Source organism: Kordiimonas sp. (genome assembly GCF_048264555.1).
In the GTDB taxonomy this organism is placed as follows: domain Bacteria; phylum Pseudomonadota; class Alphaproteobacteria; order Sphingomonadales; family Kordiimonadaceae; genus Kordiimonas.
On sequence record NZ_JBLXCX010000002.1, the window covers coordinates 835,518 to 856,728 of the forward strand.

General features: G+C 54.1%; 18 protein-coding genes. 9 read left to right on the forward strand and 9 right to left on the reverse strand.

The features are described from left to right. Positions 1 to 160: 160 nt before the first annotated feature. Positions 161 to 1,273, forward strand: a complete 1,113-nt coding sequence (locus ACN0XZ_RS09025) for an OmpA family protein (RefSeq protein WP_417457407.1) — start codon at positions 161 to 163, stop codon at positions 1,271 to 1,273. A 96-nt stretch (positions 1,274 to 1,369) separates the two neighbouring features. Here the strand turns inward: ACN0XZ_RS09025 and ACN0XZ_RS09030 are convergent, their stop codons facing one another. Then, positions 1,370 to 1,891, reverse strand: coding sequence for a hypothetical protein (locus tag ACN0XZ_RS09030; RefSeq protein WP_417457408.1), 522 nt, complete (start codon positions 1,889 to 1,891; stop codon positions 1,370 to 1,372). A 143-nt stretch (positions 1,892 to 2,034) separates the two neighbouring features. Then, complete coding sequence (locus tag ACN0XZ_RS09035; protein ID WP_417457409.1) at positions 2,035 to 3,540, reverse strand: S10 family peptidase; 1,506 nt, start codon at positions 3,538 to 3,540, stop codon at positions 2,035 to 2,037. Between the two features lie 207 nt (positions 3,541 to 3,747). On the opposite strand from ACN0XZ_RS09035, the gene ACN0XZ_RS09040 reads away from it, so the two are divergent. The 3 genes from ACN0XZ_RS09040 to queE all read left to right on the forward strand — a co-directional run bounded on the left by ACN0XZ_RS09040 (position 3,748) and on the right by queE (position 6,410). Further along, entirely contained in the window at positions 3,748 to 4,992 is a 1,245-nt protein-coding gene (locus tag ACN0XZ_RS09040; protein WP_417457410.1) for a dicarboxylate/amino acid:cation symporter, read from the forward strand. 79 nt (positions 4,993 to 5,071) lie between these two features. Continuing rightward, positions 5,072 to 5,767: a 7-cyano-7-deazaguanine synthase QueC gene (queC, locus tag ACN0XZ_RS09045; protein ID WP_417457411.1), complete on the forward strand. Its 696-nt coding sequence runs from the start codon at positions 5,072 to 5,074 to the stop codon at positions 5,765 to 5,767. A gap of 7 nt (positions 5,768 to 5,774) precedes the next feature. Then, positions 5,775 to 6,410 carry a 7-carboxy-7-deazaguanine synthase gene (queE, locus tag ACN0XZ_RS09050; RefSeq protein WP_417457412.1) on the forward strand — a complete coding sequence of 212 codons (636 nt, stop codon included), beginning with the start codon at positions 5,775 to 5,777 and terminating at the stop codon, positions 6,408 to 6,410. Here the strand turns inward: queE and ACN0XZ_RS09055 are convergent. Then, on the reverse strand, positions 6,407 to 6,595 hold the full coding sequence (locus ACN0XZ_RS09055) for a hypothetical protein (protein ID WP_417457413.1): 189 nt from the start codon (positions 6,593 to 6,595) through the stop codon (positions 6,407 to 6,409). The genes queE and ACN0XZ_RS09055 overlap by 4 nt on opposite strands. 240 nt (positions 6,596 to 6,835) lie before the next feature. On the opposite strand from ACN0XZ_RS09055, the gene ACN0XZ_RS09060 reads away from it, so the two are divergent. Beyond that, positions 6,836 to 7,555, forward strand: a complete 720-nt coding sequence (locus ACN0XZ_RS09060; RefSeq protein WP_417457414.1) for a hypothetical protein — start codon at positions 6,836 to 6,838, stop codon at positions 7,553 to 7,555. Here the strand turns inward: ACN0XZ_RS09060 and ACN0XZ_RS09065 are convergent. Further along, positions 7,550 to 8,416 carry an ATP-grasp domain-containing protein gene (locus ACN0XZ_RS09065; RefSeq protein ID WP_417457415.1) on the reverse strand — a complete coding sequence of 289 codons (867 nt, stop codon included), beginning with the start codon at positions 8,414 to 8,416 and terminating at the stop codon, positions 7,550 to 7,552. The two genes, ACN0XZ_RS09060 and ACN0XZ_RS09065, sit on opposite strands and share 6 nt — an antisense overlap. A 12-nt stretch (positions 8,417 to 8,428) precedes the next feature. Continuing rightward, a complete protein-coding gene (gene queF, locus ACN0XZ_RS09070; RefSeq protein WP_417457416.1) occupies positions 8,429 to 8,893 on the reverse strand; it encodes a preQ(1) synthase in 465 nt (154 codons plus the stop codon). Positions 8,894 to 9,177: 284 nt separating this feature from the next. On the opposite strand from queF, the gene hspQ reads away from it, so the two are divergent. From hspQ to metC, 3 genes are all read left to right on the forward strand, one after another. Next, on the forward strand, positions 9,178 to 9,498 hold the full coding sequence (gene hspQ, locus ACN0XZ_RS09075) for a heat shock protein HspQ (RefSeq protein ID WP_417457417.1): 321 nt from the start codon (positions 9,178 to 9,180) through the stop codon (positions 9,496 to 9,498). A gap of 287 nt (positions 9,499 to 9,785) precedes the next feature. Continuing rightward, positions 9,786 to 10,673 (forward strand): 3-mercaptopyruvate sulfurtransferase, encoded by an 888-nt coding sequence (gene sseA / locus ACN0XZ_RS09080; protein ID WP_417457418.1) that lies wholly within the window; start codon positions 9,786 to 9,788, stop codon positions 10,671 to 10,673. Beyond that, a complete protein-coding gene (gene metC, locus ACN0XZ_RS09085) occupies positions 10,670 to 11,866 on the forward strand; it encodes a cystathionine beta-lyase (protein WP_417457419.1) in 1,197 nt (398 codons plus the stop codon). Before sseA ends, metC begins: the two co-directional genes overlap by 4 nt. Before the next feature lie 11 nt (positions 11,867 to 11,877). Here the strand turns inward: metC and ACN0XZ_RS09090 are convergent, their stop codons facing one another. From ACN0XZ_RS09090 to ACN0XZ_RS09100, 3 genes are read right to left on the reverse strand one after another with little or no spacing between them, the layout of a single operon-like run. After that, complete coding sequence (locus ACN0XZ_RS09090; protein ID WP_417457420.1) at positions 11,878 to 13,155, reverse strand: hypothetical protein; 1,278 nt, start codon at positions 13,153 to 13,155, stop codon at positions 11,878 to 11,880. Further along, the gene (locus ACN0XZ_RS09095; protein ID WP_417457421.1) at positions 13,142 to 15,475 is read right to left on the reverse strand and encodes an EAL domain-containing protein; all 2,334 of its coding nucleotides are present in this window, start codon (positions 15,473 to 15,475) and stop codon (positions 13,142 to 13,144) included. The genes ACN0XZ_RS09090 and ACN0XZ_RS09095 overlap by 14 nt, the downstream gene beginning before the upstream one ends. Further along, the gene (locus ACN0XZ_RS09100) at positions 15,475 to 16,116 is read right to left on the reverse strand and encodes a methylamine utilization protein (protein ID WP_417457422.1); all 642 of its coding nucleotides are present in this window, start codon (positions 16,114 to 16,116) and stop codon (positions 15,475 to 15,477) included. The genes ACN0XZ_RS09095 and ACN0XZ_RS09100 overlap by 1 nt, the downstream gene beginning before the upstream one ends. A gap of 190 nt (positions 16,117 to 16,306) precedes the next feature. Here ACN0XZ_RS09100 and pepF point away from each other — a divergent pair, with 190 nt between their 5' ends. Beyond that, positions 16,307 to 18,199, forward strand: coding sequence for an oligoendopeptidase F (pepF, locus tag ACN0XZ_RS09105; RefSeq protein ID WP_417457423.1), 1,893 nt, complete (start codon positions 16,307 to 16,309; stop codon positions 18,197 to 18,199). Positions 18,200 to 18,271: 72 nt separating this feature from the next. Here the strand turns inward: pepF and ACN0XZ_RS09110 are convergent, their stop codons facing one another. Continuing rightward, positions 18,272 to 21,175, reverse strand: coding sequence for a TonB-dependent receptor (locus ACN0XZ_RS09110; protein ID WP_417457424.1), 2,904 nt, complete (start codon positions 21,173 to 21,175; stop codon positions 18,272 to 18,274). Between the last annotated feature and the right edge of the window lie 36 nt (positions 21,176 to 21,211).

A 21,211-nucleotide genomic window follows, 5' to 3' on the forward strand; every position in this document is an offset into this window, starting at 1 on the left:
GCAACACCCCTGCGGCAGCATGGCCACAAAATGCCGCAATTCGGGGCTAAAAATCTTGTTTCCGCCTTAATTCCCGGTTATTTGATCAATAATTGTTCTTAGTGGCGCGAATCCGTGCCGTTGTTTTAAGCCAGACCTCAATATTCCGTAGGGTGAAATTATGCGAAAGATACTCCTCCCCCTTCTTCTTGGCACCGCATCAACTGTTGCGATGGCCGACGATCACCTCTATGGCGGCTTCGAGGCCGGCCTTAGCTCTTCAACCGACAGCGAACTGAACCGGACATTGACCGGCCTGAGCCTGGAAGATGAGAAAAAGATGGGTGGCATGGGCGGCCTTTATTTCGGTAAAGCCATGGGCCGCTTGCGCGTTGAAGGCGAACTTGCCGTGCGCCGTAACCGCTATGAAAGCATCGATGTTGCCAGTGGTGGCGCAACTGCGCTCCCGCTCGGCGCGCGCGGCGCATCCGGCAAACTGACCTCCACCGCCCTGATGGGTAACGTTTGGTATCGCCTTGCCGGTACTGAGGAATGGGGCTTTTACACAGGCGCGGGCCTTGGTGTCGCAAACATCGACGCCAACAACTACCGCACCGGTTCAAAAGTCATCATCAACGACAGCAGCTGGTCAACCGCTGGCCAGGTGATGGCGCAGATCATCAAGTCGCTTCCTGGTGGGCTTGAGCTTGGTCTTGGCGCACGTCACTTCCGCACGTTCGATAATTCCATGAACACATCTGATGGTTCCACGGGCTATAAAGTGCGCAACAACGAGCTGTTCGTTCGCCTGAGCTGGAAGTTTGGCGCGGATGAGCCAGAGCGTGCACCTGAGCCAATGCCTGCACCAGCGCCTAAGCCTGCTGCGCAGCCTGAGCCTGTTGCAACGCCTGAAGTTGTTGAACAGCCAGCACCGAAGCCAGAGCCAAAACCTGTGGCGCTGCCTGGCCCGTTCATGGTGTTCTTCGATTTTGACAAATCCGACATCACATCAGATGCTGCGCGTATCATCCGTGAAGCCGCTAAAGCCTTCAAGGAGCACAAGGCTGTGCGTCTTGTTGCCACCGGTCACACTGACCGTGCCGGTACAGAAGAATATAACGCACGCCTTGCGAAACGCCGGGCTGACGCCGTGAAAGCCGCGCTGATGGCAGAAGGTGTGGACGCAAGCAGCATCATCACCGACGCAAAAGGCGAAAGCTCACCGCTCGTATCCACGGAAGACGGTGTGCGTGAGCCGCAAAACCGTCGGGCAGAGATTGTTCTGCGCCGCTAATCAGCGCGCTGAACCCCAAATAGCGAAAAGCCAGCATCTCGGTGCTGGCTTTTTTCATGCGCGTTTCATGCGCGCGTTTTGATCTGAGCGACGAGGCTAGCGCAGGGTCGCGGGGCCTGCGCGGCGCGCTTTCAGGAAAGCATCCGCATCCTCACACACCACGCGCGGTGCCTTATATTGCACTGGCAGGATATCCATGCTGTCAATCGGGTCACTGAGCTCAATGGCAAAGGTGGCAGCCAGCGCTGCAGCACGGCAGAAGTCGCCCACCTGTGTGCTCTCAAACGAGATCTGGTTGGCTTGCTTTGTGGTGTAATGGTCCATCGAGCCGATAGAGAGCCGGGTGAGGTAATTTTCAACCGGTGTCCGGCTCGCTTGTATCTTGCTCTTGTGTGTTAGGACAAAGGCGTTATAGAGGCCCGGGAAGGCGTTCCCCCGGTTGCGACATTGAAGGGCAGCAACGCGGAGCTGCATGTCCAGAAAGCGTATCTGATCGGCTTTCACCTCAACGGCGCTGACACATGCCATCGCATGCCCCGCAGCCACAGTTGACGCCACAAGGCCCGCCACACCCTTTATCAAGCTATGCTTCCAGGTTTTCCGTTGGAAATGCTGCACTCCAGCCCCTTCCCTGCCCGATTTAACCCCTGTATAGCGCCGCCACAGTCACGCCACACATTTAGCCTCACTTATGACACACCCTAACATAAATTTCTGAAAGAACGGTGAACAAACCTCCAGAAATTACCTGAAATTTTCACCTATTTTCCCGTGATGAATTCGCGGATGTCCTTTGCAATAGCTTTGAGCGACGGGTGGTTCACATACATCATATGCCCGGCTTCATAATAGGTCATCGTGACCCGGCTCATATCAATGCCGTGCCGCCAGAAGGTATATTCCGCATCAAAAAACGGGGTTACCATATCGTAATAGCCTGACGCGACCATCACCCTTAAGCCTTTGTTAAACCTCATGCTTTGCGCGAGATCCGGCGCTGTGTTTACATATTCCGGCTCATAATAGCCTTGTGGGCTGCGTACCCATTCCCACTCGCGACCCACTTCAGGGCCAGAGATATAATAGGGCTCGTCCCACTCTACGCCGAGTTCGTTCCTCAGATAGTGGTGAAACCCGGCGGAATAAGCGCCAGAATTGGCCGCGTCAGCGGCGTCATACCGAGGGTTGTCGGCGGTATCGTCGATCTCGTCAATCAGGTAGCGGCTATCCAGCCTGCCGGTCACAAGGCCTTGGTCGCGCAACAGTTCCTTGATGAAACGCCCGCCCAAAACCCTGAGGTTTGCGCGCTTTACGTACGCAACATCAAGGCCCGTATAGCCCGCGAGTTTGGTTGCAATACGGTCAAATTCATCACCCGGAAGGCTTGACCCTTTAAAAAGGGCTGGCAGATATTCATCAAGCGCAAACGCCCGCACTTCCTCCAGAAACTCTTTCAAATCCCGGCTTTTGTCGACCTTACCGTGGTACCATGCGGTCGCGGCCATGGTTGGCAGGTACGTGACAAAGGCGACCAGATTGTCATGCGCTGGTGTGCTGCCGGTATAGTCAAGAGCCTGGGATATCAAGATTAATCCGTTCACCCGCAGGGGCTCCGGCCCATCCTCTAGGTAAGGCATAATCGCTGCCGCGCGCGTAGTGCCGAAGCTTTCACCCATGATATAAATCGGCGTATTCCAGCGGTTGTTCTGGCGTGTCCACTCGCGGATGATATGCGCAACCGTGCTAGCATCTTCCGCGAGGCCATACACATCCTCAGGCTTGCCCTTGCCCGCCAGGCGGCTGTAACCGGTGCCGATCGGGTCGATCATCACGATATCAGTAATATCAAGGAGCGCTTCCGGGTTGGCCTCAAGCCGGTAAGGCGCGTGGCCCGCATCCTCGGCATCACTTGGCACCACAACCCGTTTTGGCCCCACCAGCCCCATATGCAGCCACACCGACGATGACCCTGGCCCCCCGTTGAAAACGAAGGTGACCGGGCGGTTCTGGCCCTTGCCTGCTGTGTAAGCGGTTGTTACCGCACTCGCATACACATCGCCCGCCTCATTCTTCAGCAGCATGTTGGAAACCACGGCCTGATAGTCCATCTTCTGACCACCAAACGTGCCTTTATGCTGGCTTTCCACCCGCATGGGCTCGGGTATCGGCAGGTCGTCCGACTTTTCCTCGTCCGCGAACACGCCAAAGCTCGCGGCGGAGAGCGCTACGCCAAAAGCCATATTTTTCAGTAGTTTACGATGGTACATCGGGTCCCCCATGCGTGGTGCACTATGTTTTGTTTTTCGCCATCTAAGCTAACGCAGTTTTTAAGAAGCGCAAGCGGCAGAATTACACCATAAAACGGCCTGCCATCTCCTTACGTTTTCAGGAAACTATAATTCTTCCTTGCCATGTGACGAGAATACCTTAAGCCTAGGCAAAAATAATTTGGGCTGTTCTGGGGAGAAAGAGCCATGTTTTCCGCCTGGTTTAAAATCACATTATGGAAACGCATCATGGGCATGCTGGTGCTTGGCATTGCTTTTGGCGCCTTGCTGCCAGATGCTGCGCTTTCCATCGAATGGATCGGGGCGCTATTTATTCGCCTGATCCGCATGATCGTTGTGCCGCTTGTGTTTATCACGCTGGTTTCCGGCGTTGTGGCGATGGGCGACCCGAAACGGCTGGGCTCGTTAGGCGTTAAAACGCTTGTGATGTATATGGGCACCACGCTTGTTGCGATCACCATCGGCCTTGTTATCGCTGCCATCATTCAGCCCGGTGCCGGTGTTGATATCGCTGGCTCCGCCGCGCGCGATATTGCGGAAGCCCAGTCCCTGAAGGACCGGTTGCTGTCCATCATCCCGCTTAACCCTGTTGCTGCGCTGGCGGAAGGCAACATGCTTGCCATCATCTTCTTCGCACTGCTGCTCGGGTGTGGCGTACTGCTCACGAGCGAGAAAAGCAAACCGATCGCGACACTTTTTGAATCCGGCTCAGAAGTGATGCTCAAGATCACCCATCTGGTGATGGAAGTGGCGCCATTTGGCGTTTTCTCCCTGATCTCGGGTGTTGTGGCAACGGGCGGGCTTGCGCTCCTTCTTGATGTGCTGCCGCTGGTTATTACCTTTATAAGCGCCTGCCTCATTCATGTGATCATCACGCACGGTGCGATCATGAAGTTCCTCCTGAAGCTGCCGCCCAGCCGCTTCTTCCGGGATATCACCGGCGCGCAACTGGTTGCTTTCTCAACCTCTTCAAGCTCAGGAACGCTGCCGGTTACCATGACCGTGGCGGAAGAAAACCTCGGCATCAAAAAGCCGGTCGCGGGTTCTGTGTTGCCGCTCGGCGCCACCATCAATATGGACGGGTCCGCGCTTTATGTGGGCATTCTGGCTGTCTTTTCCGGGCAGGTCCTTGGCATTCACATGGGCATTGCGGAATATCTGCTGATCGCGCTTTCAGCCACCCTCGTGTCCATCGGCACAGCGGCGGTGCCAAGCGCTTCACTTTTCCTGCTTGCTGCCGTTCTCAGCGTGCTGGATATCGACGCCGCGCAAACCGCCATCATCGTTGGGTTCATCTTCCCGTTCGACCGGCCACTTGATATGTGTCGCACGGTCGTGAACGTCACCGGTGACCTTTCTGTCGCCACGGCTGTTGCCAAGTGGGAAGGCGAGTTTGACGAAGAAACCTTCCGTGCGGAAGCTGTTGACTAAACAGACGCAGGTTTTTCTTATCAATCCGGCTGCCGGGTGCTATAGGGCGCCCGGCAGTTTTGTTTTATAAGAGTTGACTATGACAACGCAGAAAAAAGCAGTGGTACTCCTCTCCGGCGGGCTTGATAGCGCGACGGTGATCGCGATCGCCCGCGATCAGGGGTTTGATGTCCATGCTATCTCCTTCCGCTATGGCCAGCGCCACAGCGTTGAGCTAGAGGCCGCTGACCGAGTGGTTGAGCACCTGGGTGTGCTTGAGCATAAAACCGCAGAACTGGACCTGCGCCTTTTCGGCGGCAGCGCGCTCACGGCGGATATCGAGGTCCCTAAAGACCGCTCAGACGACGATATGAGCCATGATATCCCGGTGACCTACGTGCCAGCCCGCAACACCATATTCCTCTCCTTCGCGCTTGCTTACGCTGAAGTGATTGGTGCAAAAGACATCTTCATTGGCGTGAACGCACTTGATTATTCAGGCTATCCCGATTGTCGGCCTGATTATATCGCGTCTTACGAGAAGATGGCGAACCTCGCTACCAAGGCTGGTGTCACGGAAGATGAGAAAATCCGTATCCAGACACCGCTTATCAATATGACCAAGGCTGAGATCGTGACCGTTGGTACACGCCTTGGCGTTGATTATGCCATGACCATCAGCTGTTATGACCCTGACGCCGAAGGTAAGGCGTGTGGCCACTGCGACAGTTGCCAGCTTCGCCGCAAAGGCTTTTCAGAAGCGGGCCTCGCGGACCCAACCCGGTATCAGGATTAGAGCTGCCATGGTCTATACGGTCAAAGAAATGTTCTACACACTGCAAGGCGAAGGCGCGAACGCCGGGCGCCCGGCTGTGTTTTGCCGTTTTGCTGGCTGTAACCTGTGGAGTGGGCTTGAGAGGGACCGCTCAAAAGCCATATGCCAGTTCTGTGATACCGACTTTGTTGGCACCGACGGTGAAGGGGGCGGCAAGTTTAAAACCGCTGACGACCTCGCCGCTGCGGTTAAAGCTTTGTGGCCTGAGGCCGCAGGTGGTGTGCCTTTCATTGTATGCACCGGCGGTGAACCACTCCTGCAACTTGATGACGCCGCCATCAGCGCTTTCCATGCAGCCGGTTTTGAGATCGCCGTTGAAAGCAATGGTACCGTTGAGCCCCCCGCGGGTATTGACTGGTTGTGTATCAGCCCGAAAATCGGCTCTGAGATGATTGTCACCAAAGGGCAAGAGCTGAAACTTGTTTTCCCGCAAGAGGGCGGTGAGCCAAGCCAGTTTGAGCATCTGGATTTTGAGAACTTCTACCTGCAACCCATGGACAGCCCCAAACAGGCAGAAAACACAGTTGCTGCTGTCGCTTATTGCAAAGCACACCCAAAATGGCGGCTGAGCGTGCAAACACATAAGTTCATTGGTATCCCCTAAGCGGCATGCCCGCCCTTGCGGCTAAGCGCCACACCAAACACGAGACCAAGCGCAATACCGAGGGCAACATTGCCAAGCGCAACGCCAACGCCAACGCCGATTGCGAGCCCGGCACCGATGTATTTCACCCTGCGCTCGGTGCGACCTTTCGCCGCTTCCTCCGTTGAGTTGGGCTCCTCATTCATCCAGACCTCCTGAAAATACTATTTATAACTTATAGATAGGCATTCGGCGGTAATTTTCCAAAGCTGCCCCGTAGCCCCAACAATATGTTTGACCGAAAAAAATTCCCTGATAAGGTCGCGCCAAATAAAAGAAACGGCGCAAATCGAGGCATGACACACACACCTTCCCTGTTTGGCAGACTTCCCAGACCACTTCGATACATGATCATATGTCTCGCTGCAGGAATTTTCGGCCTTTACGTGATCCAAAGCCGATATGACCGTTTGGATGTTGAAAACCATCATTACTATAATGTGAGCACCCAAAAAGTTTGGGCGCACCGTGGGTATGCCGAGGAACCTCGGGGGGATACGCTGGCATCCATACGTGCCTCTGTCGCCAAGGGCGCGCCGGGTATTGAGCTGGATATCGCCTACGACGCAAAAGCCAAACACTTTATCGTCGCAAACCCAAAAGCGGGCGCCAAAGCAGCGCCCCTGCGCCTGAAAACGATACTGATCGAGTTTGGGGAGAAAACCCATTATTGGCTAAACTTCACCAACTTGGCCGACCTAGCCTACAGCGAAGCGGGCACCGCAGCGCACCAGCTTGCGGTCATGGCCACAAGGTATACTAAACGCCCTTTTGTAATGGTGGAATCAGACAGCGCGTCACACTTGGCCCCGTTCAAGCCTTTGGGCATTCATACCGCTTTGGCAACTTCGCTACCGATGCATAGTTCATGGCCTATTCGCTTGTATGAAACCTTGAAGCTCAAATATCTGTTGGGCGCAAATGGCATTACCGCTGTCACTCTTGAAAAAGACCAGTTCGACCAGCAACTGGCTGATGGGCTACCAAACACAGATGTTTATATTCAACACGTTAATAGCTTGGATGACGCCCAGCGTTTCGCTCAGGTTCCCGCCGTTAAAATCATCCTGCCGGATGAGGACCTACTCAAGCCGGATGTTTTATAGCAAGTCACCAAGCGCCTCAAAAACCCTTGCGCCCAGTTCAGGGCCCTGCACTGGGTAGAGGAAGGGCTCAATAAGCTCTAACTCCATCAGCAACAATTCGCCGTCTGTACCGCGCAGCATATCCACTCGGGCATAAAGAGGTACTTCATCAAGTGCAGCCACAGCCTTGGAAGCCGCCACAATGTCCGCCGCCACTGGGGTGATCACCTGCTCTTGACCGCCATAACAGCTCTGAATGCGGTACTCACCTTCTGCCGCTGTTTTCAGAAGTGCGAAGACGTACTTGCCGCCGATAAAGATGAAACTGATCTCACCCTCCTTGAGGATGTTCTCCATAAAGGGTTGGATTTTCATCGGCGACGGCATATCCGGTACGGGTTGCCCGCGTTCAAGGCGATGCTGCCCCTCCCCGCCTGCGCCTACCTGGCGTTTTGCCACTAGCGTGTCACACCCAAACTGATCAAACGCTGAGGCAACGACAGCAGGTGTCGCGTCATCAGCCCAAAGCGTGGGGATAGTGGCGATACCGCGCTCGCTTAAATCCTTCAGGTAGCGCTTGTGGCAGTTCCACTCAACAAGGCTTCGGCTGTTAAAGAGCTTTGTTTTTGTCTCTATTTCAGCCAGCACAGCCAGGAAATCATCGAGACGGTCATGATAATCCCATGTGGTGCCAATCATCACCGCGTCATAGAGCGACCAGTCAGCCGCCGGATCATCCCACGACACAGCTGTCACCCTGCCCCCTTTGGCTTCAAACGCAGCCCTAAGGTTTTCCATCATTTGGTCATGCTCATAAGCATCAACACGGCGTGTGAGCGAGCCCGGCAGCGTTGCCTGGCATGCAAGGTAACAAAGATGCATTGATAGATTCTCCTAACCGCGACCGCGATAGGTTGGCACAGCTTGTTCGGGGATCCACACACCCTTTGGCGCGTCACCCGTCTGGAAAAATACATCAATCGGGATCCCGCCCCGTGGGTACCAGTATCCCCCAAACCTGAGCCACTTTGGTTTCATCTCTTCCACCAGCCGTTCAGCAATGCCCACGGTGCAATCTTCATGAAAGGCTGCATGGTTGCGGAAACTTTGCAGGAAAAGCTTCAGGCTCTTGCTTTCAACCAGTGTCTCGCCCGGTACATAATCAAGGACCAGATGGGCAAAGTCAGGCTGGCCGGTGACCGGGCACAGCGAGGTAAATTCGGGGCATGTGAAACGCACAAGATAGTCTGCTTTGGGCCGCGGATTGGGTACATATTCCAGCACCGCCTCTTCCGGGGTTTGGGGTGCGTCAACCTTGGCGCCAAGCTGGCCAAGGCCCTCATAAATTTCTTTGCCCATGTCACATATCCTGCATGAATTCGTCTTGCCTCTGCCTATGCGGTGCCAAGGTGGTTTTGTCAAAGATTTTTCGCGGAAAACCGCAGGTATCCTAGAGAAACGCCAGCTGCACGGGCGTTAACCCTTGTAACATAATTACCAAATCCTTAACGTTTTTGAATTTTTAGTTCAGCATTTATTAATGCACGCCAAGTATAGTGGTTTGTAGCAGATCAAGAAGTGATCTGGTCGACTCAGGCAACCAACATGACTGAATTACGAGGTCGACAAGTAGGAGAAGAACAATGGCACAGTTCCACAAAGCCCGTTTTGCCCCCGGTACGGTGGTTCGCCATCGTCGGTTTGGCTATCGCGGCCTGATCTATGATGTGGATGCGGTGTATAGCCAGTCTCCTGAATGGTATGACATTATGGCTAGCTCGCACCCGCCAAAAGACCGCCCCTGGTACCATGTACTGGTGGATGGTGAAACACACACAACATATGTGGCGGAAGACAATCTTGAAGTTTGTTCCGAAACCGAAGCGTTTGATCACCCGCTCCTCAGTAGGTTGTTCGTAGCGCAAGGAAGCGGTGATTTCGCGAGCCGGCACATTGTGAACTGAGTATTGCGTGTATCGAGTAAACTGAGCGCCCCCTCCGCTCAGCATGAGTTTACGAGCCCCCAGGCCCAGTGATGACCCCAGAGTTCCGGGGATGAGTAGGTAGAGGCGTCTGCACCCCAGCAGACGCCTTTATCGTATCCTATCGGCTCATCTATGCCTTCTGCACAGGCCAAAAGCCGCGCACCCATGCGCGAAATGCAAGCCTGCCATGCCAATTGTCCCGTTGCACAAGGCGCCCCAAGCCCATAGTGTCGGTTCTTTCTGACAGAAATCAGGATAAAAAGACTATGATGGCTTCACCACTGGTATCCACGGAATGGCTGGCTTCCCGCCTCGGCGACCCCGGAACGCAAACTGTGGACGCAACCCTGCTGCCGGTAGACGCGTCCTGGCATATGCCAGACAGCAAGCGTGACGCAGCAGAAGAATTTGCCAAGGCTCACATACCTGGCGCCGTTTTCTTCGATATCGATGAAAACTCTCACAAAGCCTCTCAGCTACCGCATACGCTCCAGCGCCTTGATAAATTTCAGGCCATTGCGGGTAAGCTCGGCATCTCAAACGACACTACACTCGTCATCTATGACGACAGCGACGTCCGCTCCGCCGCCCGGGTGTGGTGGAACTTTCGCGTCATGGGCCACAAAAAAGTCTATGTGCTGGATGGTGGCCTCGCGAAATGGCGTGCAGAGGGCCGCGCCCTGACGGACGCAGAAACCAGGGTCCAACCCGCCACATTTAACGCGACATTCGACCCCGAGATCATGCGCTCGGCCGATGACATCCTCATGGTTCTGCAAGCCAAAGGAAAAGCTGGCGAGCAGATACTCGATGCACGGTCCACCGCCCGTTTTGAAGGCACAGCGCCAGAACCAAGGCAAGGCCTACGCAGCGGCCACATTCCCGGCGCGCGCAACCTGCCGTTCAACACATTATTTGATGACGACAATACCTTGCTGACCGGTGATGCCCTGCGTGCCAAATTTACTGAGGCAGGTGTTGACCTCAACCGGCCCATCATCGCCACCTGCGGGTCTGGTGTGACAGCTTGCGTGCTTAAACTTGCACTCGCAAGCCTTGGCAAACACGACGTGGCCATTTATGACGGGTCCTGGAGTGAATGGGGCGGCGATATCAGCCTGCCTATCGAGACAGGACCCGCGGAGGCAGTATGACGGATACCAAGCAAAAAACAGACACCTATCTGGTGACCGGCGGCCGCCGTAAAGAGTGGAGCCACGGGGTTGTAAACCCACCGGTATACCGGGCGTCGACCTGCTTGTTTGAAACATATGCGGAACTGCGGGAGCGCTGCGCCGACCCGTCCGCCAAAAAACTGTTTTATGGCCGCAAGGGCACACCAACCCAGTGGTCGCTCGAGGAAGCCATCACAGAGCTTGAAGGTGGCACAGGCACCATGCTCTATCCAAGCGGCATTGCAGCCATTACAGGCGCGATCCTCGCATGCGTGAAGGCTGGTGATCATATTCTCATAACAGACAGCGCCTATGAGCCCACCCGCACCTTCGCAAACGGCCTTTTGCGCCAGATGGGGATCGAGACCACCTATTATGACCCGATGGTCGGCGCTGGCATTGAAGAGCTGTTCCGCGAGAACACGAGCCTTGTAGTAACCGAAGCGCCCGGCTCACTCACCTTTGAAGTGCAAGACCTGCCCGCGATCATCGCGGCCGCGAAAAAGCGTGACTTGTATGTCATCACTGACAACACTTGGGCGACCCCGCTTCTTCTGAACCCACTCACGATGGGGGCGGATATATCCGTGCATGCCTGCACCAAGTATATTGGTGGTCATTCAGACATTATGCTCGGGAGCGCAACCGCCAACAAACGTACCTTCAAGGCTTTGCAGCGCACCGCGTACCAGTTGGGGCAGACCTGTTCGCCTGATGATGCCTTCCTTGCGTCTCGCGGCCTCCGCACGCTCGGGGTTAGGCTCAAGGCGCATGAAGAAAATGCGCTGAAAGTGGCGGCCTGGCTTCGGGAGAGACCTGAAGTGGCAACCGTGCTGCACCCAGCCTTTGAAGAATGCCCTGGCCATGAGGTGTGGGCCCGCGACTTCGCTGGCTCAAGCGGCCTGTTCTCAATCGTCCTGAAGGGCGGCGACTATGCTGATACGGCTGCCCTCGTTGATGACATGAAGCTTTTCAAGATGGGTTTCAGCTGGGGCGGCTACGAAAGCCTTATTCTACCTAGTGATCCGAACGGCAGCCGCAGTGCTACCTCTTGGGATGCGCCCGGTCCGCTCGTGCGCCTGCATATTGGCCTTGAGGATACGGACGACCTGATTGCTGATCTTGAGGCTGGGCTTGAGCGCTACGCAGCGCATATTGGCGCTAAAGACTAAGGTCGTATCCCCTAAAAGCGTAACCGGTAGCTGAGCTGGACAATGTCCTGCTCTTGATCTGCCGCATAACCAATGGTTTTGCGTGCGGGGCGCCAGCTATCGAGACGCAGCCACTCAAGGATCAGTTGGTCGCTCGCGCGGAAGTCTCGCGACACGGCCACGGTCCAGGCATGGCCCCATTCGTTGTTATTGTCTTCGCTTACAAAGCTGTTGTCTGTCGTTTCGAACCAGTCGTAACGGGCGCTGACCCGGTTCTTGTCGAACTTATAACTCGCAAGGGCAAAAACGGCTTCAAAATCAACGTCGACGGATCGCATGCCGCCATATTCCTCAAAACCCATCTTGGTATTGCCAGTCATATACTGACTAAGGAGGGTCAAGCCTTTAACGGGTGATGCCTCCGCATACAGGTTCCAGAACTTGGTATCCCAACCATATTGCTTGCGCTCGAATGCTTCCGGGTCACCACGGTTATCATAATAAAAGGCACCCGTTTTGAAGCGCCTGGCATAGTCCCAATCCAGCGCCAGATAATAGCCAGGTCGGCCATCCACCTCGCTGATGGGATGAACCCAGAAAGGTTGTTTGGAAAGAAAATCGGATTCAGGCCCGATAGACGGCAAATGGGCGAGCGGCAGTTGGCTAAAAGCGCCCACCTTATAGTCATTCAGCGCCCAGCCACGAAAAGCGAGCAACGTGCCCGCCGGGTCGTTAAATCCGAATATTGCCGCAGTGAGTGATAGTTTGTTTGCGCCAGCACGGTATGTAGCCTTACCTTCAGCCGCAAGAGCCCGGATCTCTTCCCCAACCCAGCTATTAATGGCTGACGGTGTGATGGTATAGGGGCTTGTCCAGGCGACACCTGTATTCTCGCGCGAGATGTGCGGGAACATGAGCCCCAGGCGAAACTCATAAGCCAGCGCAGATGTGGGGGCTGGATGATAGGTCAAATACCCTTCCACAAGATCCAGCGGCTTATTCTGCTCAGGGTCAAATTTGGCATGCACAAAGGCGCCGATATCCCAGGTAATCTCGGCTTTCGCCAGCACGGAGAACTCCGCAAGCCGCAACTTCTCTTCATTGCCACTGCCCCAATGTTCCCCACCATAACGGCCCTTGCCGAGCCAGTCATTGAACCAACTTGGTTCGCCGTCAGCGATTGAAAGGCGTGCATCCGCGAGAAAGTCGATGTCGAGACTGGGCAAGCCCTCAGCTGAGGCTCTGTCCGCCACCACTAATGCAGCGAGCAGCGTGACCCCACAAAGGCTTGACCTCCTAGGCGGTGACATACCCACCCTCCTTAAGAAATGTCTCGAGCTCCGCCGCAGGAACGGGCCGCGAGATATGATAGCCCTGAAGCGTATCACAACCGTATTCTTTTAAGCGGCTAACCGATTCCTCGTCTTCAACACCCTCGGCCGTAACCTTAAGCCCCAGGTTATGCCCAAGCTCAATGGTAGACCGCACAAGGATATTGTCTTCCTCATTTTCCGCCAAGGTCATGACGAAGGATTTGTCGATCTTGATCTCGCTTACCGGTAGTTTCTTGATGTAGCTTAGTGAGGAGTATCCTGTGCCGTAGTCATCAATCGATAGCGTAAGGCCCATGGCAGCCAGCATGTTGAGAACATCTAGCGCACGGTCCATATCATGCATCACGGCGCTCTCGGTCACTTCAAGCTTCAGGAAGCTAGCAGGCAGTTTATGCTGTTTGAGCAGTTGGAGTATTTGCCCCGGCAAGCCTTGGTTCATCAGGTCGTTGGTCGACAGGTTCACTGCTACAGCTAACTCCAGCCCCTTTTCGCGCCACTCCGCTGCCTGTCTAACGGCGGCCTCGAGGCCCCATTCAGTCAAGTGTCGCACATCGCCTGTACGCTCAGCATGCGGAATAAATTCGTCAGGTGGCACAAAACCCCGTGTCGGGCTTATCCAGCGCACCAGCGCTTCAACCGAGGTAACCTTGCCCGTCGCCACATCCAGTTTTGGCTGATAGGCAAAGCGTACCTCACCGTTTTTGAGGCCAACCCGCAACTCGCTCATCATCGACAGGCGCTGGGTTTGAGACTTGTCACTATCCGGGTCGTACCACGCAAAACCTTTTTGAACGGTGCGCCCTTTATCAAGCGCCGCGTATGCATGGCGCAGCAGCACAGCGCTATCGTCACCATCCCCGGGATATTTCACGAGGCCAAGTTTGGCGCGTGCATCGATAATGATGCTGGCAACGTCAAACGGGGTCATGAAACTGTTCATCACGAGGGACGCTACGGTATCTGCTTCGCTTGCATCTTCAAGGATAAACGCGAAGCTCTCTGTCGCGATGCGTGCAACGCTTGTATCAGAAAGTTGATTGAGCCGCTCACCGATACACACCATCAGGTCGTTGATATTTCTGTGGTTCAGGACACTGCGCAGTTCCGGCACTTGCTGGATTTCGATCACCATCACCACGAAGGAGCTGCTTTTTGCGATCTGCTCTTCCAGCATCTCCTCAAACATGAGACGGTTCGGGAAGTCTGTCTCGCTATCATGGAAAGCCTGATAGCGAATTTTGTTTTCCCGCTCCTGCACCGCACCAACCATCTGGTTGAAACTCATGGTAAGGTCAGCCACCTCGTCGCCTTTTGTTGGGGCATCAACCTCCTGATATTCGCCTGCGATGATGCGCTGTGCTGCCTCAGCCAAACGTCTCAAAGGCCGGGTAACCCCACGCGAAACCACAACGCTACCGCTGATCAGGAGCAACAGACCACCAATCAGGATACCAACCATCGCAACCACAAGCGGGTCAAACGGCTCAAGCGCCACATCCACGGAATAATACAGGAGCGCGCTAATCTGCGCTGCATCATCACTTGCATGGAGCGGCAATCGCCAGAAAAGATGGTCTTGCCCGTTAAAATCAGCACCAAACACCGGAGCCTCGGGCAAAGAGCCAGTTAAAAACTCGGTCATGGCTTGCCGCTCTGACGTGGCACCCGCAAGCGCATACTGACCATCAGCCTCGCGGTATATAAAGGCAATCTCTAGTGCTATTGGCGATAACGCCTTGATTTCACGGGCTGTTGCTTCGTCAAGCTCCATCCCAAAGGCAATCCAGGCTGTTGGGATCGGGGCAAGCACCGGTACAACAACCAGCTCATAAACACGACCCCCAATTTCCACCATACGCTTGGCAACACCGTCGCTCTCCGCCATCACCTTCATCTCATCGGGGATGGCGGCGGTTAGGGGTTCATCCTCCCCTGACCCTGTGGTGGCAATGACTTCATCGTCGAGGTCAACGATATATGCGAGATCAGCCCCAAGCCGAGCCCGGTGATTACGAAGCGCCGACATAACAGTCGCCTGATCATCCGGGTTATTGATCGCATCACGAAACCCATAATCACGGGCAAGCAAAAGCGCATTGGCTGCAAGCTTCTCCACGCGATCATCGATAATGCGTTCAAACGTCCGCGCCGAGGCACCGAGCTGGCCTTGAATTTGATCGCGTACGTTTTGAGTGACCGAGCGATAGAAAGCGAGCGCAATAACGCTCATGACCACCAGAAACAAAGCAAGGTAGACAATTGTCAGCTTGGTCTGGAACTTAAAGCGCAACATCATCAATAACCTTCATCGGCTGGCGGTTGCTGTTCCCGCCGCACAGACCTGAGGTCAACGGTCATCAGCGCGCTAGCTTGGGCAGCGTCATCAAGTGTGACTGTTACGGGTACGGCCTTCCCTTTTTTCTCGTCAGGGTGCCATACGGTGAGCCCGTATTCACCAGCGGGTAAACCCTCAAGCAAAAGCGTGCCATTCGCGTCCGTTTTACCGACAAGTGGCGCTTCGCTCACATAAATAAAGGCAAGCATATTGTCATGAATGTTGCAGCCAAGGGCCACAATGCCGGGTTTGTCGAAGGTGATGGAATTTGTGGTGTCCTGACCATAGAGCCGCAGTTCAAATCGCTTGGGTTTCGAGAAGGAGTATACCTGATGCCGAAATTCATCGAGGTTGGGAAAGGTAACTGTTGTGCCCACGCTGATCGGAAGCACAAATGGCCTAAAGAGAGTATCCTTTTGGGTCATCGTGGCTGCGTTTTCTACCTCTGGCAGCATGAGCCCAGGTGTTATGGGGGTGATACTGACCACGGCGTTTTCCGCCGCCGCACCATCTTTCGTTTGCACGTTAACCTGCAGGGATGCGGCATTCACGCCTGAGAAAGCACCCAAAAACAAACTACAGATTATGAAAAAACGTGTCACCCGCGCGCCCCCAGTCGATCAGTCAAGATAAGATAATCATTATAGAATTCTATCCTAACCTACCAATCAATTATTGTTTATAGCAAACCATGACGCAATACCGTTAGCATGCCCATGAACTTTAGTGCATCTTGCCTTAAGCGATGCTTTTCGCAAAGTTCGCATAACAACAATGTGGGAGGATATACCAATGGGGATTACCAAGAAGTTTAAATATTCACTGGTTGCGCTTGCAGCCTCAACGGCTCTTGTCAGCGCAGCCATGACACCTGCGCCTGCATTTGCCCAGGAGAACAACAGCAAAATTGAGTGGGACCTGAGCGATCTGTACACCTCTGCCGATGCCTGGGAAGCCGAGCGCCAACGTGTCCTAGAGGACATGAAGGGCATTGAGGAATACAAAGGCAAGCTTGGCAAAGACGCAAAAACATTGCTTGCCGCCATGGACAAGATTTCGTCGGTCCAGAAAGAAGCTGTCCGCCTTCTCGTGTATGCCGTGCTTTCCGCCGATGAAGACCTTCGGGTTTCCGAGAAACAGGAACGGCGCAGCCTGGCACAAAGCCTTCTCTCGTCTCTCAGCCAGACAGCGGCCTTTGTATCGCCAGAGCTGATTAAGGTAGGCAGCAAAAAAATTGAAAAGTTTATCGCCAAGGAACCTGGCCTTGCGAAACATGCCTTCAACCTGCGCGATACGCTCAGGCAGGAAAAATTCACCCTTGGCGAAGAAGCTGAAGGTGTGCTGGCAAATGCTGGTGATGTGTTGTCTGGTCCCGGCCAAATCTATGGCCTGATGACCAACGCTAGCCTGCCCTGGCCTACGGTAACGCTTTCAAGCGGTGAAGAGGTCATGCTGAACCAGTCTGCCTACACCCGCTTCCGCGCTGTCTCCAACCGTGAAGACCGCAAGCTGGTGTTTGATACGTTCTGGGGCGCGTGGAAAACCTATGAAGCCATGTTTGGCGCGACGCTTGGTACCCATGTTCAGGGGCATATCTTTAATGCCAAGTCTCGCGGCTATGAAAACGCGCTCGAAAGCGCTGTGTCTGGCAGCAATATCCCAACCGATGTGTACCGCGCGCTCGTTAAAGCAGCGAACGACAATCTTTCCAGCATGCACCGGTACCTCAAGCTGCGCCAGCGCCTCTTGGGTCTTGATGACCTGCACTACTATGACATCTACCCGGAGGTCACCGCGCTTGATCGCACTTTCACCGTGGATGACGCCAAGGAAATGACCCTTGTGTCGCTTGAGCCGTTTGGCGAGAAATACCTCAATCACCTGAAAGAAGGTTTTGCCGGACAATGGATGCATGTCTTCCCACAGGAAGGCAAACGCCCCGGCGCCTATATGTTTGGCTCAGCTTACGATGTTCATCCCTATGTGCTCCTCAACTTCAACAGCGGCTTTGAAGATGTTTCCACCTTCAGCCACGAGTGGGGCCATGCAGTGCATACGATGCTGAGTAAAGAAAACCAGCCGTATGAGAACTTCAGCTACACCACATTCACGGCTGAACTTGCTTCAACCACAAACGAGGTGCTGTTGCAGGAGCATATGCTCGCGAAAGACCTGCCTGACGCAGAACGGCTCTATTACATTGACCGTGCGCTTGAGGGTATTCGCGGCACTTTCTTCCGCCAAACCATGTTTGCCGAATTTGAACTTCGCATTCATGAAATGTCCGAAAAAGGTGAAGCCCTCTCAGGCAAGAAGATGACAGAGCTGTATCTTGAGCTTCTGAAGAAGTACCACGGCCATGATGAAGGCGTGATGGAGATTGACAATGCCTACGCCATTGAGTGGGCCTATATCCCGCACTTCTACCGCAACTTCTATGTCTATCAGTATGCGACCAGCATCTCAGGTGGCACTGCCTTCGCTGAGCGTATGTTGGCGGGCGACGAAACCGCACGTGATGACTATATCGGCGTGCTTGAGGCCGGTGGCTCGCGCTACCCGTATGAGCTTCTGAAGGACGCTAAAATCGATCTGGCGTCTGAGGTACCATACACAACCCTCATTAACCGCATGAACCGGTTGATGGATGAAGCGGAAGCTATTCTGGACCGCATGGGCAAATAACCTCATCTTGCAAACAAGAAAAAGGCGGGCACTTTTGTGCCCGCCTTTCCTTTTTAGCTCATCGCCTTAAGCTTAGAACTTCACCTTCACGCCCATGTTGGCGGTCCAATCATATTGTTCGTGCTGCATCAGGAAGTCGCCACCTTCGTTGCGGTAAACCGCGCGGAATGGTTCATCATTGGCGTTTGAGACCTCACCATAAATCTTGATATTATCGTTGATCGCATATGACGCAGAGAAGTCCCACTGTGTGTGGTCAAGCACATAGCGGTCACCAAAACCACCTGCATTCAACTCATCAAGATATTCATCGCGGTATGTCATGGCTGCACGCAGGCTGATCGGGCCCTTCTCGTAGCCGAGCACAATATTGGCGATATTCTTGGACGTTTTAGGCATCGGGATTACCCGAGTTTCTTCGCCGTCGAAAATCTCCGCTTCACTATCAACATAGGTATAGTTGAGGCCAACGATCAGGCCGTCAAGAAGGCCAGGCAAGAAGGTAAGCGCTTGCTGATAGTTCAGTTCAACACCTTTGATTGTGCCCTTGTCGCCGTTATAAGGCCGCACAACCTCATCGAAATAAACACCGTTGATGGTCACTTCCTCAAGGGTGCGGTCAACGATGAAATTGTGAATGTCCTTATAGAACACACCAACCGACAGTACTGCGTCGTTGTTCGGGTACCACTCAATGCTGGCATCCAGGTTGTTTGCCCACATTGGTACAAGGCCAGGGTTCCCGATCTCGCCTTCAGTGGTGCGTTCTACTTCACCGTCCTCAAGCTCTTCTTCATACTCGATCACGCCTGTCGGCACGACCTTGCTGATGTTAGGGCGAACAACTGAGCGGAAGTACGCGAGACGCGTGACGAGGTTTTCTCTTGGCTCCCAGCGCAGGTTCACGCTTGGCAAGAAATAGTCATAGTCCCGTTTGCGGCTCACGGGGCTAACGTTCAGCACGTCTTCTGTCTCGGGATCACCATCTTCATCCAGCACCGGTGTGCCAGTGTCCGGGTCGATTACAACTTCTTCACCAGCAAACACAAAATTACTGTTTGTCTTGAAGTCCGTATATTCATAGCGCAAGCCACCAACGATACGCAGGCCGCCAATGTCAACGCGGCCCTGCATATATGTGGCATAGATGTCTTCTGATGCGTCATATTCGATCGCTTCATCACCGAGGGCGCTATCAATCGCATTCAACTCAAAAGCGCTGCGGTTCGCGAAGAAAAAGTCACGGAGAGCACCATTATCGGGGCCCACATTGCCCATAGCAAAATCAAGCGGATAATCGATTGTTGTGGAAAAATCTGCGAGACTGAAGTCGCCCAAGTCCTCATAAACAAGGAAGTTGGCGTCGAGCATCTTCTCCCGCAGGCGCGCTTTTGCACCCCATTTCAACTGTACCGGATTATCACCCCAGTAAGTGTCATAGGCGAGGTCCAGCTTGAAGGCGAGTTGCTTATCAGTCGTGATGTTGTCGGTATACTCTATGGTATCAAGCTCATAGGCACTCAGGTCACGAATGCCGTCAAGGTCCGCCTGAGACTTGAAGACAGACCCTGGCATCATACGATCAAGGAAGCTCACACCGCCGTTGAAGTCTTCACCCTGAAAGTCCGTATCTACCCGGTCCGGCTCAGCCTCTTCTGCTCTTGAATAGGCAATAGAGTATGTGGCTGTCAGCTCATCAAACCGGCTTTCACCGCCCGCAACGACGCTCAAAATCTTCTGGGTCTCGATACGGTCCTTCATGTCACGGTCTGCCTCGATCCCGTCCAGATACACGTATCCAGCGCCAACATCAGAGGCATCAAGGTCAAACTCGCCGTCGCTCAGCTTCAGTTCCATGCGGCTGCGGTGTTCTGTATCCTTGAAGTCTGAATAGAGGCCGCGAATGTATAGGTCGTGATCTTCATTTGGGCGGAAGTCGAGATTCAGTGCAGCACCGATGCGGCGGCGTTCCACCACATAGTCGCGGAACTCAAGTTCCTCTGGGTAGAGCGCATCGATTTCCTGATCTTCGTCGTCCTCATTCAGCCAGTCCCCATCGATCTCGAGATTATCTGTACCAAACTTGCGGTTATAAAAGCTGAAGGACCCCGCTATCGCGAAACGCTCGTTAAAGGCGTTCGCCACCGTAAGGCCGAATTTCGGGTTAATCTCATCCTGCTGGCGGTTATAGCTACCTTCAACTTTGGCTTTAACGAACAGGCCGTCCTTATCAAAACCGGAAAGCGTCTTGATATCAACGTTACCGCCAATGGCGTCCCCATCCATCTCTGGTGTGAGAGATTTGGTAACTTCAACCGTCTCCAGTAGCTCAGACGGGATAACATCAAGCGCAACCTTACGGTCACCACCTTCCGGTGACGGTAAGCGCACACCACCAACCGACGATGAGCTCAGGTTGGGATCAAGACCACGAATGATCACATAGCGCCCTTCGCCCTGGTCAGATTCCACCGACAAACCAACGATCCGGCGTACCGCCTCTGTTACGTTCTGGTCCGGGAAGTTACCCGCAGCGTCTGCAGACAGATAGTTCGCAACATTGTCAGACGCCCGCTGTTTTGAGATCGAGCTGTTTAGGCTACCGCGTTGGCCAAGGACAAATATCTCTTCAATATCGTCTTTCTTGCCAGCAATCGTGAATTCGAGCCGACCGCCCTCTTCCGAGACAGTCACTTTTTTCATCATCGGCTCTGTACCGATGTAGGAAACGATAATGGTGTATTCGCCAGCCGGCACATTGGAGAAACGGAAAGTACCGTCGCTTCCCGTTGAAGCACGGCGGTTCAGTTCCTCAATTTTGATAACAGCGCCCTCAAGCGAGACGGCGCTGTTTTGTGTTTTTACCTTACCGGTGACATCGGCAGCAAAAGCGGAGGTGGCGGTGATCATAGCGAGAGCGCTGACGGACACCATAGCGGTGCGGCGCACATGCTTGCGTTGCGTTTCAAAAGACATTTTCTGAGCCTGCAAATTTGTTATGAGTATGGGGCC

Coding starts and splice junctions, on each gene's coding strand:
- queE (WP_417457412.1), top strand. CDS start 5,775: ATGGTCTATACGGTCAAAGAAATGTTCTACACACTGCAAGGCGAAGGC.
- ACN0XZ_RS09065 (WP_417457415.1), bottom strand. CDS start 8,416: ATGCATCTTTGTTACCTTGCATGCCAGGCAACGCTGCCGGGCTCGCTC.
- ACN0XZ_RS09090 (WP_417457420.1), bottom strand. CDS start 13,155: ATGTCACCGCCTAGGAGGTCAAGCCTTTGTGGGGTCACGCTGCTCGCT.
- pepF (WP_417457423.1), top strand. CDS start 16,307: ATGGGGATTACCAAGAAGTTTAAATATTCACTGGTTGCGCTTGCAGCC.
- ACN0XZ_RS09110 (WP_417457424.1), bottom strand. CDS start 21,175: ATGTCTTTTGAAACGCAACGCAAGCATGTGCGCCGCACCGCTATGGTG.
- ACN0XZ_RS09040 (WP_417457410.1), top strand. CDS start 3,748: ATGTTTTCCGCCTGGTTTAAAATCACATTATGGAAACGCATCATGGGC.
- ACN0XZ_RS09025 (WP_417457407.1), top strand. CDS start 161: ATGCGAAAGATACTCCTCCCCCTTCTTCTTGGCACCGCATCAACTGTT.
- ACN0XZ_RS09035 (WP_417457409.1), bottom strand. CDS start 3,540: ATGTACCATCGTAAACTACTGAAAAATATGGCTTTTGGCGTAGCGCTC.
- queF (WP_417457416.1), bottom strand. CDS start 8,893: ATGGGCAAAGAAATTTATGAGGGCCTTGGCCAGCTTGGCGCCAAGGTT.
- ACN0XZ_RS09055 (WP_417457413.1), bottom strand. CDS start 6,595: ATGAATGAGGAGCCCAACTCAACGGAGGAAGCGGCGAAAGGTCGCACC.
- metC (WP_417457419.1), top strand. CDS start 10,670: ATGACGGATACCAAGCAAAAAACAGACACCTATCTGGTGACCGGCGGC.
- hspQ (WP_417457417.1), top strand. CDS start 9,178: ATGGCACAGTTCCACAAAGCCCGTTTTGCCCCCGGTACGGTGGTTCGC.
- ACN0XZ_RS09095 (WP_417457421.1), bottom strand. CDS start 15,475: ATGATGTTGCGCTTTAAGTTCCAGACCAAGCTGACAATTGTCTACCTT.
- queC (WP_417457411.1), top strand. CDS start 5,072: ATGACAACGCAGAAAAAAGCAGTGGTACTCCTCTCCGGCGGGCTTGAT.
- sseA (WP_417457418.1), top strand. CDS start 9,786: ATGATGGCTTCACCACTGGTATCCACGGAATGGCTGGCTTCCCGCCTC.